At 34.0% G+C, this 15,901-nt stretch carries 14 protein-coding genes; 6 read left to right on the top strand and 8 right to left on the bottom strand.

Going from position 1 to position 15,901, the window contains the following annotated elements; all coding sequences use genetic code 11:
- Genes cysC through CN692_RS15450 form a run of 5 tightly spaced genes read left to right on the top strand, consistent with a single transcriptional unit; the run spans position 1 to position 4,057 of the window.
- A complete protein-coding gene (cysC, locus tag CN692_RS15470; protein WP_098120054.1) occupies positions 1–597 on the top strand; it encodes an adenylyl-sulfate kinase in 597 nt (198 codons plus the stop codon).
- Between the two features lie 11 nt (positions 598–608).
- The gene (locus CN692_RS15465) at positions 609–2,231 is read left to right on the top strand and encodes a nitrite/sulfite reductase (protein ID WP_098120053.1); all 1,623 of its coding nucleotides are present in this window, start codon (positions 609–611) and stop codon (positions 2,229–2,231) included.
- A 16-nt stretch (positions 2,232–2,247) separates the two neighbouring features.
- On the top strand, positions 2,248–2,466 hold the full coding sequence (locus CN692_RS15460) for a DUF3906 family protein (protein ID WP_098120052.1): 219 nt from the start codon (positions 2,248–2,250) through the stop codon (positions 2,464–2,466).
- 16 nt (positions 2,467–2,482) lie between these two features.
- Positions 2,483–3,268 carry a uroporphyrinogen-III C-methyltransferase gene (cobA, locus tag CN692_RS15455; RefSeq protein ID WP_098120051.1) on the top strand — a complete coding sequence of 262 codons (786 nt, stop codon included), beginning with the start codon at positions 2,483–2,485 and terminating at the stop codon, positions 3,266–3,268.
- Between the two features lie 33 nt (positions 3,269–3,301).
- Positions 3,302–4,057, top strand: coding sequence for a sirohydrochlorin chelatase (locus CN692_RS15450; RefSeq protein WP_179874461.1), 756 nt, complete (start codon positions 3,302–3,304; stop codon positions 4,055–4,057).
- Between the two features lie 43 nt (positions 4,058–4,100).
- Here the strand turns inward: CN692_RS15450 and CN692_RS15445 are convergent, their stop codons facing one another.
- The 6 genes from CN692_RS15445 to CN692_RS15420 form a co-directional block, all read right to left on the bottom strand.
- On the bottom strand, positions 4,101–5,303 hold the full coding sequence (locus CN692_RS15445; protein ID WP_098120049.1) for an aminotransferase: 1,203 nt from the start codon (positions 5,301–5,303) through the stop codon (positions 4,101–4,103).
- Positions 5,300–5,800 carry an Lrp/AsnC family transcriptional regulator gene (locus tag CN692_RS15440; RefSeq protein ID WP_179865523.1) on the bottom strand — a complete coding sequence of 167 codons (501 nt, stop codon included), beginning with the start codon at positions 5,798–5,800 and terminating at the stop codon, positions 5,300–5,302. The genes CN692_RS15445 and CN692_RS15440 overlap by 4 nt, the downstream gene beginning before the upstream one ends.
- Before the next feature lie 73 nt (positions 5,801–5,873).
- Positions 5,874–7,238, bottom strand: a complete 1,365-nt coding sequence (locus CN692_RS15435) for an aspartate kinase (protein WP_098120047.1) — start codon at positions 7,236–7,238, stop codon at positions 5,874–5,876.
- Between the two features lie 487 nt (positions 7,239–7,725).
- Positions 7,726–9,090, bottom strand: coding sequence for a sensor histidine kinase (locus CN692_RS15430; RefSeq protein ID WP_098120046.1), 1,365 nt, complete (start codon positions 9,088–9,090; stop codon positions 7,726–7,728).
- On the bottom strand, positions 9,083–9,778 hold the full coding sequence (locus CN692_RS15425) for a response regulator transcription factor (RefSeq protein WP_098120045.1): 696 nt from the start codon (positions 9,776–9,778) through the stop codon (positions 9,083–9,085). The genes CN692_RS15430 and CN692_RS15425 overlap by 8 nt, the downstream gene beginning before the upstream one ends.
- Before the next feature lie 160 nt (positions 9,779–9,938).
- A complete protein-coding gene (locus CN692_RS15420) occupies positions 9,939–10,634 on the bottom strand; it encodes a sialidase family protein (protein ID WP_098120044.1) in 696 nt (231 codons plus the stop codon).
- Positions 10,635–11,013: 379 nt separating this feature from the next.
- Between CN692_RS15420 and CN692_RS15415 the strand changes: the two genes are divergently transcribed.
- Positions 11,014–12,570 carry a bifunctional metallophosphatase/5'-nucleotidase gene (locus CN692_RS15415; protein WP_098120105.1) on the top strand — a complete coding sequence of 519 codons (1,557 nt, stop codon included), beginning with the start codon at positions 11,014–11,016 and terminating at the stop codon, positions 12,568–12,570.
- A 513-nt stretch (positions 12,571–13,083) separates the two neighbouring features.
- Here the strand turns inward: CN692_RS15415 and gcvPB are convergent.
- Both gcvPB and gcvPA read right to left on the bottom strand, forming a co-directional pair.
- On the bottom strand, positions 13,084–14,541 hold the full coding sequence (gene gcvPB / locus CN692_RS15410) for an aminomethyl-transferring glycine dehydrogenase subunit GcvPB (RefSeq protein ID WP_098120043.1): 1,458 nt from the start codon (positions 14,539–14,541) through the stop codon (positions 13,084–13,086).
- Positions 14,513–15,898, bottom strand: coding sequence for an aminomethyl-transferring glycine dehydrogenase subunit GcvPA (gene gcvPA / locus CN692_RS15405; protein WP_257131675.1), 1,386 nt, complete (start codon positions 15,896–15,898; stop codon positions 14,513–14,515). The genes gcvPB and gcvPA overlap by 29 nt, the downstream gene beginning before the upstream one ends.
- Between the last annotated feature and the right edge of the window lie 3 nt (positions 15,899–15,901).

Here is a 15,901-nt window from a genome sequence, read left to right as displayed (position 1 = left end):
ATGTCTAAAAATATTGTTTGGCACCAAGCAAGTATTACAAAACAAGATCGTCGTTTCAAAAACAATCACCACAGCACTATTTTATGGTTTACAGGTTTATCTGCTTCTGGGAAATCAACTATCGCTAACGAAATCGCAAAAGCATTGTTCAACCTTAATGTTCAACAATACGTCTTAGATGGTGATAATATTCGTCACGGATTAAACAATGATCTTGGCTTCACTGATTATGATCGAACAGAAAACATTCGTAGAATTGGTGAAGTAGCAAAACTCTTTGTAGATAATGGGCAAATTGTATTAACAGCCTTTATCTCCCCATTTATAGCTGATCGAAATATAGTGCGGTCATTAGTCGCTCAAGATGAATTTATTGAAGTTTATGTAGAGTGCTCTGTTGAGACATGTGAAAGTAGAGACCCGAAAGGCCTTTACAAAAAAGCAAAAAATGGTGAAATTCAAAACTTTACGGGCATCAGTTCTCCGTATGAAGCTCCATTAAATCCAGAAATTACATTAAACACAGATAAACTATCCGTTCAAGAATGTGTTGAAACAGTACTTCAATTTTTAAAGAGTAAAAATTATATTGGGTAAGGTGATGTTCGATGGCATTTGAAAAAATATGGAAAGACAATCTTAAGTTAAATGAAACTGAAAAAAAGAAACTCGTTAAAGATGGACTAAAAATTTATGATGACATCCCCTACTATGCTGAAAATGGGTTTGAATCCATTCCAAAGGATCAATGGGATATGTTCAAGTGGGCTGGATGCTATTTACAAAAACCAAAAGAAGCCGGATATTTTATGATGCGTGTAAATGTTCCTTCTGGTATTTTAACGCATGATCAACTTGTCACATTAGCTGATATCGCTCGTGATTATGGTCGAGATGTTTATGACATTACAACTCGTCAAGCAATCCAATTTCATTGGTTAACAATTGATCAAATACCAGATATTTTCACCCGTTTAGAAAAAGTTGGGCTTTCTAGTTCCGGTGCATGCGGTGATATTACTCGTAATATCGTTGGAAATCCACTTGCAGGAATCGATCCAAATGAATTATTTGATACTACACCAATTGTGAAGGAAATTTATGAATTTTTTCAGTTTAATGAAGATTTCTCTAATCTACCTAGAAAATATAAAATGTCGATTAGTACGAATAAAAGTAATGCATCCAATGCAGAAATTAACTGTATTTCATTTGTTCCTGCAATTAAAGAGATTGATGGAAAAGAAACTTCTGGTTTCCATGTAAAAGTTGGTGGTGGACTTTCTGCCGCTCCACATTTAGCTCAAGAACTAGATCTATTCGTACTACCACATCAAGTTAAAGAAGTTTCAATAGCTGTTACAACAATCTTTAGAGATTTTGGCTATCGTGAAAAACGCCATCACTCCCGTTTAAAGTTTTTGGTCGCTGATTGGGGAGTTGAGAAGTTTAAAGAAGTTTTAGAAGGATACACAGGTAAGCTATTAACGAAAGGAACAGGCTTTGAGGGGTCATGGAATGCAGGGTATTTTTACGGAGTTCATCCACAAAAGCAAGAAGGACTAAATTATGTGGGATTAAGTATACCTGTTGGACGATTACATTCTAAGGACGTTTTTGAATTAGCTAGAATCGTAAAAAGATATGGTAATGGTGAAATACGAAATTGTAATTCACAAAATTTAATTTTGCCAAATATCCCAACAGAAAATCTTGATGAACTATTAAAGGAACCTATTCTTGAAAAATTCACGCCAGTGCCTCCAAAATTCATTGGCTACTCTGTCGCTTGTACTGGAAATGAATATTGCAACTTAGCATTAGTGGAAACAAAAGCTCGTATGAAGGATACTGCTTCTTATTTAGATGAAAAAATCACATTAGATGTCCCTGTCAGAATTCATATGGTCGGTTGCCCTAACTCTTGTGGTCAAAGAGCAATCGCGGATATAGGTCTTCAAGGAATCAAAGCTCGTAATGAGAAAAAAGAATTAGTAGAAGCTTTTGAAATTTACGTAGGTGGTACATTAGCGAACGGTGGTAAATTAAACGAAAAATTAAAAGGTAAGGTTGAATCCCCTGCCCTACATCTTGTATTAGAAAAATTCTTGCAGCACTTTAGTCAAAATAAACTACCTTCTGAACCTTATTTAGATTATGTATCAAGAGTTGGAATTGAAGAATTGCAAAATCATTTAACAGCTATTCTTGAAACTGTTAAAGCATCTTAAAGAAAGACGGTGACATATGTTTTTATATCGATTTGAAGCAACAATCCAAAGCCGTGTCGTACCTATTGTTATTTTAGCAAGTGATGATGAAAAAGCATTTAAGTTAGTTGATACTGAACTTGAAAAGTTTTATGTAAAAAAACCAGTCGTTAAAGATCTACTAATGTATGAAAAAAAGAAAGTTAATCAAAGTGGTGGATTTGTTTTAGATTTAGAAGTTTTAAGTAAACGATAATAATGAGGTGTGTGGAATGATTGGAAAAGTTTATTTAGTTGGTGCTGGGCCAGGGGATGTTGATCTAATTACTGTAAAAGGACTAAAGTACATTCAAAATGCAGATGTCATTATATATGACCGATTAGTCAATAAGGAACTACTAGATTATGCAAAAGAATCCGTCGAGTTAATATACGCTGGTAAACTACCAAACTACCATGCATTGAAGCAAGAAACTATAAATGCCTTCCTAGTGAAATATGCTAAAAAAGGAAAAAACGTTGTTCGATTAAAAGGTGGAGACCCCTTCATTTTTGGCCGCGGAGGTGAAGAAGCAGCTTATCTTGTTGAACGTGGTGTTTCATTTGAAATTGTTCCTGGTATTACTTCAGGTATAGCAGCTCCAGCTTATGCCGGCATACCTGTTACCCACCGCGATTACAGTAGTTCATTTGCATTTGTAACAGGGCATTGCAAAGAAGAGGATACTGTAAAATGGGCAGCTTTAGCAAAAGGCATCGATACTCTAGCAATTTATATGGGAGTTAATAATTTACCATATATTCGTCATCAACTAATTTCAAATGGAAAACATCAAGACACCCCTGTTGCACTCATTCATTACGGTACTACTGAACAACAGCGAACTGTCATAAGTACATTAAAAAATGTCTTAACAGATGTTGAAAAAGAAAAAATAACAAACCCTAGTATGATTATTGTAGGAGAGGTCGTTCGCTTACATCATCAATTACAATGGTTTGAAACGAAATATAACGCTATAACTGACCATAAAAATATTAATTATTCTAGTCTTTAAATTCTCGCCTAGCATGAAATGAGGTGCTTTACAATGGATGCAATCTTATATGTATGTCATGGAAGCCGTGTAAAATCGGCTGTCCATTCTGCCATACAATTTGTTAAAAAAGTTCAAAAGCAAATTGATTGCAAAGTACAAGAAATTAGTTTCATCGAACTCGCTGAACCATCAATTTCAGTAGGATTAGAAAATTGTTTGCGTAAAGGAGCAAACTCGGTAACAGTATTGCCGGTTTTACTCCTTTCTGCAAATCATGCAAAGGTGGATATACCTCTAGAAATTGCAAAATTTCAAGAGGTATATCCAGACATTACGATTAATATAGCTGAACCAATTGGCATTCACAAAAATATGATTGAATTAATTAAAAAACGCATAAATGAAAAAGCGAAGAATTTAATTAAACCAACCAAAATTATGTTAGTTGGACGAGGAAGTAGTGATCCACTAACCATCAAAGATTTTAATTCGATTGTTAAACTACTTGAGGTTAATTTAAATCACCCTGTTTTACCGGCGTTTATGGCTGTTTCAAAGCCAACTATTCATGAAGCTTGGGATCAACTAATGAACGAAAAAAATAATCAAGTTATTATTGTACCTTATTTATTTTTTTCAGGAACGCTTATGAATGAAATAAAGCATAAACAAAAAACGCTACCTCTAGCTATGCAAAATAACTGGATATTATGTGAACCATTAGGATATGACCCGTTAATTACTTCAATTTTTACTGATAGAATTCATGAATCTCAAGCAAAACAATTAATCACTGTGGCAAAATAAAAGCTCTTGTTCCTTCTATGAAAGAACAAGAGCTTTACTTTTATTATTTACTTTCAACTTTCAAGAAATTTGTTGGTTTGTAAGTTGGCAGTGTTTGTAAAAAACGATTAATTCTTTTTGTAGCTTCAATTAATTGATTTAATGAAGTTGCATAAGAACATCGAATATATCCTTCACCACAATCCCCAAAAACATTTCCCGGGACGACCGCTACTCTCTCTTTTAATAATAATTGTTCAGCAAATTCCTCTGATGTTAAGCCAGTATTTTGAATTGATGGGAAAACATAAAATGCGCCACCAGGATTATGACATGATAATCCAATTTCTTGTAGCGATTGAACAAGGAAATTACGTCGTTGCATATAGCTTCGTCTCATAGCTTCTACATCATGATCTCCATTACGAAGTGCTTCAACCGCTGCATGCTGAGACATTGTTGGTGCACACATGATTGCATATTGATGAACCTTAAGCATATGGGAAATAATGTCCGAAGGTGCCGCAACAATTCCTAAACGCCAACCTGTCATCGCAAATGTTTTCGAAAATCCAGAGATTAAGATTGTATGATCTCTCATTCCATCAATATTTGCAAAGCTTGTATATTCGCCATCATAAACAAGTTCAGCATAAATTTCATCCGAAATAACTAATAAATTATGCTTTTTAACAAATATAGCTAAATCTTCTAATAATTCTTTTTCTAATAAAGTACCTGTTGGATTATTAGGATTACAAAGTAAGATTGCCTTTGTTTTCGGTGTAATTTTCTTTTTTAACGCTTGGAGATTAATTTTAAACTCCTCTTCTCCCGTCGTCGCTAAATGAACTGGAACACCTCCAGCTAGTGATACAAGAGGCGCATATGATACAAAGCATGGATCAATGACGATTACTTCGTCCCCTGGATTTAAAATTGTTCTTAATGCAATATCAATCCCTTGGCTTGCCCCTACAGTTATAATTAATTCTTCCTCTGGACTATAATGTACATCAAATTTTTTTGCAAAATAACGACTTACTTCCTCACGTAATTCTAGTAGTCCAGCATTTGAAGTGTATGCCGTATGTCCAGTCTCTAATGAATAAATACTTGCTTCTCTTACGTTCCAAGGCGTAACAAAGTCAGGTTCACCTACCCCAAGTGAAATGACATTATCCATACTAGCCGCTAAATCAAAAAACTTACGAATCCCTGATGGTTGTAGTGAAGTTACTGTATTTGATAAATTAAATTTACTCATGGCGTGATCACCATACGCTTATCACTTTGTTTTTGACCATATACAATACTGTCATGCTTATATCGTTTTAAAATAAAATGGGTAGTTGTTGATAAAATAGATTCTAAAGTTGAAAGTTTTTGAGATACAAATGAAGCGATTGATGTCATTGTCTTCCCTTCAACTACAACTGATAAATCATATGTTCCTGACATTAAATAAACTGATTTTACTTCTGGGTATAAATAGATTTTTTCTGCAATCTCATCAAAGCCAACCCCGCGTTTTGGTGCAACTTTAACATCAATCATTGCAGTTATACTTTCTTGAACTGGCACTTTACCCCAATCAATAAGCGTAATATATTGAAGAATAACACGATCATTTTCGAACTTCGTTAATATTTGAGCTACCTCTTCTTCTGTAGCTCCGATCATTTTTGCCAAAACATCATTATTTAATCGACCATTTTGTTCGATACACTGTAATAATTGTATTTCTTTTTCTGTCATTTTCATTTACTCCTTATGTATTCCAATTTTACTGGAATAACCTTCAGTTGTTTATTCTATTCATCTATATTTTAATATTTTAGTTAGATGACACTTTTGTAAAGAATTCTTCGTAAATCACTTGAACAGCTTTTTTCTCATCACATGATTTTACGCCAAACATCATACTAACCTCTGATGACCCTTGGTTTATCATTTCAATATTGATCCCTGCACTTGCTAATGCTTGACTCGCTCTTGCAGTAGTACCAACATTATGACGCATACCCTCACCCACTAGCATAATCAATGCAAGGTCCCTTTCAACTACGACATGGTCTGCGTCTAATTCATCTTGGATTCGTTTAATAATTTCAAACTCTAATTCCTCTGATAATTGACTTTGACGAATGATGATTGAAATATCGTCAATTCCACTTGGCTGATGCTCATATGAAATTTGATAATCTTCAAGAATTTGCAATAATTTACGACCAAATCCAATCTCTCTGTTCATTAAATACTTGCTTATATAAATACTACAAAATCCATTGTCACTAGCAATACCAATTAAAGGACCGTTTGACAATGCTCGTTCCTTTACAATTCGTGTACCAGGACCTACGGGATTATTCGTATTTTTAATGTTTACTGGAATGCCAGCTTCAAAGGCGGGAATCAATGCTTCGTCATGAAATACATTAAAGCCTGCATAAGATAGCTCTCGCATTTCTCGGTAAGTTAATTCTTTAATTTCCTTAGGATTTTTTATAATCGCCGGATTAACAGAATAAACTGCGTCAACATCTGTGAAGTTTTCATACAGTGTAGCTTTAACTCCATTTGCCACAACAGATCCAGTAATATCCGATCCACTCCGTGAGAATGTAACGATATGCCCGTCTTCTGAATAGCCAAAAAATCCAGGGAAAATGAGTATTCCCGATTTTTTTCTCAATTTGAATAAGTTATCATAGCATTTCTGTAAAACTTGGGCATGTCCTGGTTCATTTGTTACAAATAAACCCGCTTCTTTTGGATTAATGTAACTAACCTCAAGTCCTTTTAACTGAAAATAAGAAGCTACTAATCTAGCACAGTTATCTTCCCCACATGCCATAACAGCATCCAGAAATCTTGCAGGATCGTCCCTTTTACTACTAATCGAAAGTTCGATACCTAGTGAAATTTCATTCACAATATCCGCATGTATTCCTAATCCATTTGCAATTTCAGAATACCTTTGAATGATTTGATCAAATTCTTTAGAATAATCCTCTTCCTGTAGAGCAAGCTGTGCGCAATTAATTAGTAAATCGGTAACTTTAATATCCTCTGGAAATCTTTTACCTGGTGCAGATACAACGATAATTTTACGTTCAACATCTGATGTAACAATCTGAAATACTTTTTCAATTTGTTCAGAAGTGGCTAATGAAGACCCACCAAATTTTACGATTTTCATTTTTATTACCCCTAATTAAGTTAATTTTCAGTTAAAATAATGCTACAATTATCCTCCTAATATGAGAAAAAATCAACACAATTTGAAAAGTTTCTTGGGAAAATATAGTATTTCACAAAAAGAATTTAGCTTTGTTATGGGTATTTATTCACTCTAGTGAAAAAGGAAGCTCATAGGAAGCACTGAAATTAATAGGTATATGGTAGTGCAAACGAAAAAAGGTAGGATAAAGGGAATACTTGAACAAGCATACAGCTGGCTCATAAAAGTTGCCTGTTTTTTCTTCCTCGCTATCTCGCAATTTTACTTTTGATTCCGATAGCTACGCTTAATAATTTTGTATAAAAATCCACTTAAAAATATTTTCATAAAATTTAAACTGCTATCTCAAAAATATGTTAATTGAACAAATTCCTCTAAAAAAACTCCCTATTTTTAGCAATCTCGTTACGAAAAGGAGATTACTAAAAATAGGGAGCTCATACTATTATAGCTCTAGTAGTAAAGTGAATTCTGTGTATTCATTTTCTATACTAGAAGCAGATATAGTACCACCTAAACGATTCGTAATTGATTGTGCGATTGATAAACCAAGTCCATACCCTTCTGTTTTATGTACCCTTGAGGGATCTGAACGATAGAAGCGATCAAATACTTTTGGCAAATCCTCTGCGGAAATTCCTTTACCGCTATTTTTTATCGTAAACTTCGCATGTCGTTTTACTTTTATAAGGTTTACTTCAATTTTTCCATGCTCATTTGTGTACTTAACTGCATTATCAAATAAAATAATCATTAGTTGCTTAATTTTTTCTAAATCACTTTCGATCATAATATTTGATTCAATGGCATGATTTAATGTAAGTTCCTTGTCCTTCAAAACTGTTTCCATTGACATCATCACTTCATATACTTCTTTACTCAGATCAAACATCTTACAATCTACTTCATCAATTGCTTCTTCCATTTTAGTTAAAGTTAATAAGTTATTAATTAATTTTGTCATTCGATCTGAGCCAACTCTTATATGGTTAAACCATTTTTGCTGATTTTCGATTGTTTCATCCTGATTAGCCATTAACACATCATAATTAGCATTAATAATAGCTAATGGTGTTTTTAACTCATGTGATGCATCTGCTACGAACTGATTTTGCTTCTTCCAAGCTTCAGCAATCGGTTCAATGGCTCGATTTGCAAAATATCGACTGATAAAATAAATAGCAAAAAGCGTGATTAGTCCAACACTTATTAATGTCGTCAAAAGCTTAAATAGTGCTTTATGGGACTCTGTAACATCTAAAAAATTAATTAAAGTTACTTTATTTATTATTTGTGGTGGCAGATCATTTGTTTGATTAGCAATTATTTCTGAAGGTTTTATTACGTATTGCCATTTTTTTCCGTCTAAAGTGAAAGTTGAAAAGTTCTTTTTATTTTCCAATGCGATCTCTGTAGCTTTTTTAAAAGTTTCCGTAGGCATTGAAATAAACGAATGACCTTCTATAACATTTCCATTTGAATCAACTTCCACACTGAAAGAAACCGAATCACCTAGAGAGATTTTTTGTGTCACAATTCCGCCTTCACCAATTATATTTGTAATTTCTTTTTTGCTTTCAGTCGGTCCATTTTCTTCAATGTTATTTTTCAGCTCAGACCCTATTTCTTTTCTTTTAATCTCTCTTTGAATCGTAACTAGTTTTTCCGTCTGTGCGTCTAGCTTTTTTTTATTTTCATTTTGAATATTGTTATATGTCATTATGTAGATGATTGTAAAGGCCCCAAGCATCACCAATGAGATAACTGACATATTAATAAGCAAAAATTTATTTCGGAGTTTCTTAAACATATTTTTCTCCAGCTTTATCATTTTTCAAAAAATAACCTGCACCTCGAATTGTTGCTATTGAAACATTTGATTCAACCTGTCTTAGCTTTTTTCGTAAAAGTGATACTTGTACTTCAACATGACGATCATCTGTATCTGTGTCATAACCCCAAAGTTTTTCGATAATAATTTCTTTCGAGCTAATTGCTTCTTTTCGGTTAATAAGCAACTCTAACAGTTGAAACTCTTTTAAAGTCAACTTAACTTCATTTTCTCTGCAGCATAAAACTAACATCTTTTGATTAAGCGAAATATCTTCATAAGTAAGAATACCATCTCTTATTAACTCTGTTTTTCGTCGTCCTAATGCTCTAAGTCTAGCAAGAAGTTCATCAGTGTGGAATGGCTTCGCTAGGTAATCATCAGCACCACTATCTAAACCTCTTATTTTATCAGTAAGATCGCCTTTAGCTGTCAACAAAATGACTGGCGTCTTAATTCCATTTTTGCGTAATTCTATTAGTACTTGAATGCCATCCATTTTAGGAAGCATGATATCTAGAATAATAATGTCATATATATTTGACAGTCCACAATCTAGTCCAAACTCACCATCACCTGCTAAATCGACACTGTAGTGATTTTTCTTTAAAACTTGTGCAATTGCCTCTGAAATATAAATTTCATCTTCAACCATTAATATTCTCATCGTTTATCCTCTTTACCTAGTTCTTTTATCCGAAGCAACTCCAACAAATGAGCTGTACACTTCTCATTTGTTGAAGATGCTCTAAGTATATACTTGCTGTTATTAAATTCACTTATATGGATGTGAAAATTTCATGTAATTTCTGTCTTAGTGCCGATCATTAATCAATTTTCTTTTTAACAATAATTGAACCATCTTCATTTTTTATAATTGTTACACCTTTTGGAGCATTCTCAGACCAAGTTTTTCCTCCATCTGTAGAAAACATCACTTTACCGTTTTCATTCTTTGTCATAAATGGTTCTTTCAATTTTTCTGGCTCACCTTTAATCCAAGTTTTACCACCGTCTTTAGAAAATTTAACAGCACCATTTTCTTTTTTTATAATCAGCTTCCTTTTCTCAAAAACAGCTCCATTGCCTTTTTCGATTTTAAAATGATCAGGTGCTTTTTCGCTCCAAGTCTTCCCACCGTCTTTTGAGAACTTAAGCTTTCCGTTCTCATTCTTTACCATTAAACCTCCGGAAGGTGCGGATTTAGCTTCACCAATTATAAATGATTCTTTTCCATCTACATCATGAATTATTTTTCCCCCTTCAGGTGCACCTGGAATCCATGTTTTACCATCATCAGTTGAGTGACTGATAACACCATTTTCATTTTTAACTAACATTTTTGTCATAACTTTTTCACCTTGTAGAGAAACAGAAGCTTCCTCACTTTTAACTTTGGATCCATCATTATTAGCAGCGTATACAGCTCCTGAACCGATGCCTAACACTAAAGCGCTACATACTGATGCTGCAACTGCCTTCTTTTTTGTTGTATTTAACAACGTTTTAAATCTTTCTTGCATTTTAATTTCCTCCTATATTCTGATTTATGTAAGCAGCTGTCTTACAGTAACAATAGTAGAAGACATACCTTTAACGAACCTTTAACGTATTAATTTTTTCTTATATTCTCTTTAAAATAGCTATTAGTTAATTAGATTAACTAATAGCTTACTATAATTTTCCGAAGACTTATAAGATTATACATAAGCTTTCTTTTATTTTTTGTTTTAAAATTTAACTGAAAATTCACACTAAAGCAAAGTTGTTTTTACATTCCTTTCCTATGCTTAGTAAGTAACCTACTAGCGAAATAGGAGGGAGAAAATTTTGAATTGGAACGCATTGAAAAAGGCAGCTTTTGCTTTTGTTCTTACGACTACATTATCTGTGGGTGTATTTATGGTCTCCGGTAAACCGGCAGCACTAGACATTCCTTTTCACAACAAGAAAGATAAGGACCGTTTCATTCAAGTACAATTACTCGGCATTAACGATTTTCATGGGCAATTAAATACAACTCGAAAATTTAAAGGAAGGAATGTTGGCGGAGCAGCTTATCTTTCCGCATATTTGAAACAAAAGAAAAAAGAAAACCAAAACACTATTTTAGTTCATGCCGGTGATATGGTTGGTGGTAGTCCTCCAATATCTTCATTTCTCCAAGATGAACCTACCATTGAAGTATTAAACAAGATGGATTTTGACTATGGAACACTAGGTAACCACGAATTCGATCGCGGTGTGAAAGAAATGATGAAGCTAATACACGGAGGAAAAAATTCAAAAACTGAATACTTTAACGGAGCAAACTTCCCATATTTATGTGCTAACGTAATTGATGATCAAACAGGTAAGACAATTCTACCTCCATATAGTATAAAAAAAATAAATGGTGTACCGATTGGATTTATTGGGGTCGTAATAAAAGATACTCCAAAAATTGCACCACCTAATCAAACCGCTGGAGTAAAGTTTATTGATGAAGCAACAGCAATTAATCATTCTGTGGAAGCACTAAAAAAACAAGGTGTTAAAGCAATTGTGGTACTCGCACATGATGGAGGAAGTCAATCCAAATCTACTGGAAAAGTTACAGGTGATATTGTTCGAATGGCAAAAAAAATGGATGATGAAGTTGACGTTATTATTTCTGGACATACACATACTTATCTTAATAAAGAAGTAAATGGAAAACTGATTGTGCAAGCATATTCTTACGGAACAGCTTTCTCTAATATTCAATTAAAAATCGATACTAAAACGAAAGAGATCATAGACAAACATGCTAAAATCGTAATGGTTTATCAAGATGCAATTAAACCAGATCCTGAAATAAAAGTAATGATTCAAAAATATGAATCAAAAATTGAACCCGTTGTTAATAAGGTTTTTGGAAAAGCAGTAAACGACGTGTTAAGTAAGAAAAATCATAACGGAGAATCCAGTTTAGGAAGTATAATTGCAGATTCACAACGAACTGCAATGAATTCCGAGTTCGCATTTATGAATTTTAGTGGAATACGTGCTGATCTTCCTAAAGGGGATGTAACGATGGATGAATTAGTCACAATCCAACCATTTAATCTTAAACTTGTTAAGATGACTTTAACTGGTGAACAAATCCGAAAACTGCTCAACCAGCAATGGCAGGATAACGGAAACGTTCGAATGCTACAAATTTCTGGTTTAAAATATACTTGGGATGATACGAAGCAACCCGGCCAAAAAGTGATTAATATTATGCGAACAGATGGTACCCCAATAAATCCTCAAACTAAGTATAGTGTTACAACGAATAGCTATCTCTCAAATGGCGGTGACAGTTTCTCCGTTTTACTTGATGGTAAAAATAAAATAGAAGGTCAAACTGATTTAGATGCATTTGAAAATTATGTGAAGGAACAAAAAAATCCATTGGTCGCAGTATATGATGGACGGATCATTCGGATAAAATAGATAAAGAAAGTTACTTAAATGGCTCGATTGTAAAGTTTTCTGTAGAATTTTTTTTTAAGCTCCTCATCTTTTTTATTTTTAACAAAAAAGAAGCTGTCTCAAAAATTCGTTGAAAAACAACTTATTTGAGTCAGCTTTTTATTTCACATCAATTATTAGGGGGATTTCGGATTCCTTTTACTTCTACGTTGCTATTATCTGTCTGTTGGAAGTGTTTGTCCATTTTTTTAGATTATAGGCAACACAAATAAGGGCCTAATCCGTGTTATTTTGGATTGGCCTTTTATTGTAATCTTTATGAGTTAACTTATTACTTCTTCTTGCTCTTTTTTTAACTCATGAACCCTTTATGAGTTAATTATTTCCTTCTTCTTGTTCTTTTTTTAACTCATGATCCTCTTATGAGTAACATATTTTCAGATTCTTCCTTTTTGCTTGCTTATAAGCCCTCTACTCTGTTTTTATAGTTAAATCAGACAAAAAAAAGTTCCCTAACAAAAGGGAACTTTTTACTTATGCTTTAATGTAACGTAATACTGGTTTACGAGCTGCTAAAGTTTCGTCAAGGCGGCTTACAACTGTAGTGTGTGGAGCTTCTTGTACGATTTCTGGATTTTCTTCTGCTTCTTTAGCGATTGTAATCATTGCATCAACGAACGCATCTAAAGTTTCTTTAGATTCAGTTTCAGTTGGTTCAATCATGATACACTCTTCCACGTTTAATGGGAAGTAAATTGTTGGTGGGTGGTAACCAAAGTCTAATAGACGTTTTGCAATATCTAATGTACGTACGCCTAATTTCTTTTGACGTTTACCACTTAAAACGAATTCATGCTTACAATGACGATCGAATGGTAGATCGAAATGAGGCTCTAAACGACGCATCATGTAGTTAGCATTTAATACTGCATCTTCTGTTACTTGTTTTAATCCTTCAGGACCCATTGAACGAATGTAAGTGTATGCACGAACATTAATTCCAAAGTTTCCGAAGAAAGGTTTAACTCGACCAATTGTTTCTGGACGATCTGCATTTAATACGTACTCATCTCCAACCTTTTCAACGATTGGTGCTGGTAAGTAAGGAATTAAATCTGCTTTAACTCCAACAGGACCAGAACCAGGACCTCCACCACCGTGAGGACCAGTGAATGTTTTATGAAGATTTAAGTGAACTACGTCAAATCCCATATCTCCTGGGCGTGCTTTACTTAATACAGCATTTAAGTTTGCTCCATCATAGTAAACTTTACCACCAGCAGCGTGGATGATTTCAGAGATTTCATAAATATCTTCTTCGAAAAGACCTAATGTATTAGGGTTTGTAAGCATTAATGCTGCAACATTTTCATCAACTACACGACGTAAATCTTCAAGGTCTACTAAACCTTTTTCATTTGATTTAACAGTGATCGTTTCAAAGCCTGCTACAGTAGCAGATGCTGGGTTTGTACCGTGAGCTGAGTCTGGTACGATTACTTTTGTACGGTTGAAATCGCCACGACTTTCGTGATAAGCACGGATAATCATTAATCCTGTCCACTCACCATGAGCACCAGCAGCTGGTTGTAATGTTACTTCATCCATACCAGTAATTTCTTTTAATTCTGTTTGAAGCTCATGCATTAATTCAAGGGCACCTTGCACTGTATATTCATCTTGAAGTGGGTGAATATGTGCAAAACCTGCAAAACGCGCTACAGCTTCATTGATTTTTGGATTGTATTTCATCGTACATGATCCAAGAGGATAGAATCCAGAATCTAAACCATGATTACGTTTAGATAATGCAGTATAATGGCGCATTAAATCTAATTCAGAAACCTCTGGTAATTCCGCTTTTTCTTTACGGATATAAGCACTTGGAATCACTTCATTAAGATCGATTTCTTCTACATCCCATGTAGGAAGACTATATGCAATACGACCTTCTTTACTTATCTCAAAAACTAACGGTTGATCCTTCAGCATGTTGAATCCCCTTTCCGTCTACTAATAGTGCTAACTCTTCTACAAATGTATCAATATGTTGTTTAGAACGTAATTCAGTTACTGCGATTAACATATGATTTTCCATAGTAGGTTCAACTTTTGCTAAGTCATAACCACCGATAATTTTCTTTGTAAATAATTGTTTATTGATTTCTGAAACGTTTTGTTTCACATCAATTACTAGTTCGTTGAATGCAGCACCTTGGAATACAACTTCGATACCGTTTTCAATTAATTTTTTCTTCATATATTGAGTACGAGAAATATTTTGCATTGCCATTTCTACAGCACCATTTTTACCAAGAGCTGTCATAGCAACAGAAGCTGCTAATGCATTTAGAGCTTGGTTAGAACAAATATTTGAAGTCGCTTTGTCACGACGAATATGTTGTTCACGTGCTTGTAATGTTAATACGAAACCGCGACGACCTTCTCCATCAACAGTTTGACCAACTAAACGACCTGGCATTTTTCTCATTAATTTAGTTGTTGTAGCAAAATATCCACAGTGAGGTCCGCCAAATTGAGTTGGAATACCAAATGTTTGAGCATCACCTGCAACGATATCCGCTCCGAATTCACCTGGAGGAGTTAAAGCTGCTAATGCTAATGGATTACTTGAAACAACGAATAAACTTTTACCAGTATGTGCAATTGGTTCGATTTCTGCTAATTCTTCTACTTGTCCATAGAAGTTAGGATATTGAACAACAACACATGCTACATTATCATTCATTTCATTTTTTAATTCTTCTATATCAGTTCTTCCATCTTTAATGCCGATTTCAACAACCTCTAAGTGTTGACCTTTTGCATAAGATAAGATAACTTCACGTGATTGTGGATGAACACCTTTTGATACTAAAATACGTTTTTTACCATTGTGACCTGCTGCTAAAGTAGTTGCTTCCGCTAAAGAAGTACCACCGTCATACATTGAAGAGTTTGCTACAGCCATACCTGTTAATTCACAAATCATTGTTTGGAATTCAAAAATTGCTTGAAGTTCACCTTGTGAAATCTCAGGTTGATACGGCGTATAAGCAGTATAAAACTCTGAACGTGAAATAACATGATCTACAACTGTTGGTAAGTAATGATCATAAACTCCAGCACCTAAAAAAGATACATACTCTCTTAAGTTAGCATTTTTATTCGCTAATCCACTTAACTCCTGGATTAAATCAGTTTCTGATTTAGCTTTTTTAATATTTAATAAGCCATTAAAACGAACTTTCTCAGGAATATCACTAAATAATTCATCAACTGATGAAACGCCTACTACTTTTAACATCTCTTGACGATCTTGCTCTGTCATTGGTAAATAACGATGCATTAA

This window comes from Bacillus sp. AFS002410 (assembly GCF_002556365.1).
Classification (GTDB): Bacteria; Bacillota; Bacilli; order Bacillales; family Bacillaceae_G; genus Gottfriedia.
The sequence above is the reverse complement of the archived record's forward strand: the minus strand, read 5'-3'. Positions and strand labels throughout refer to the sequence as shown.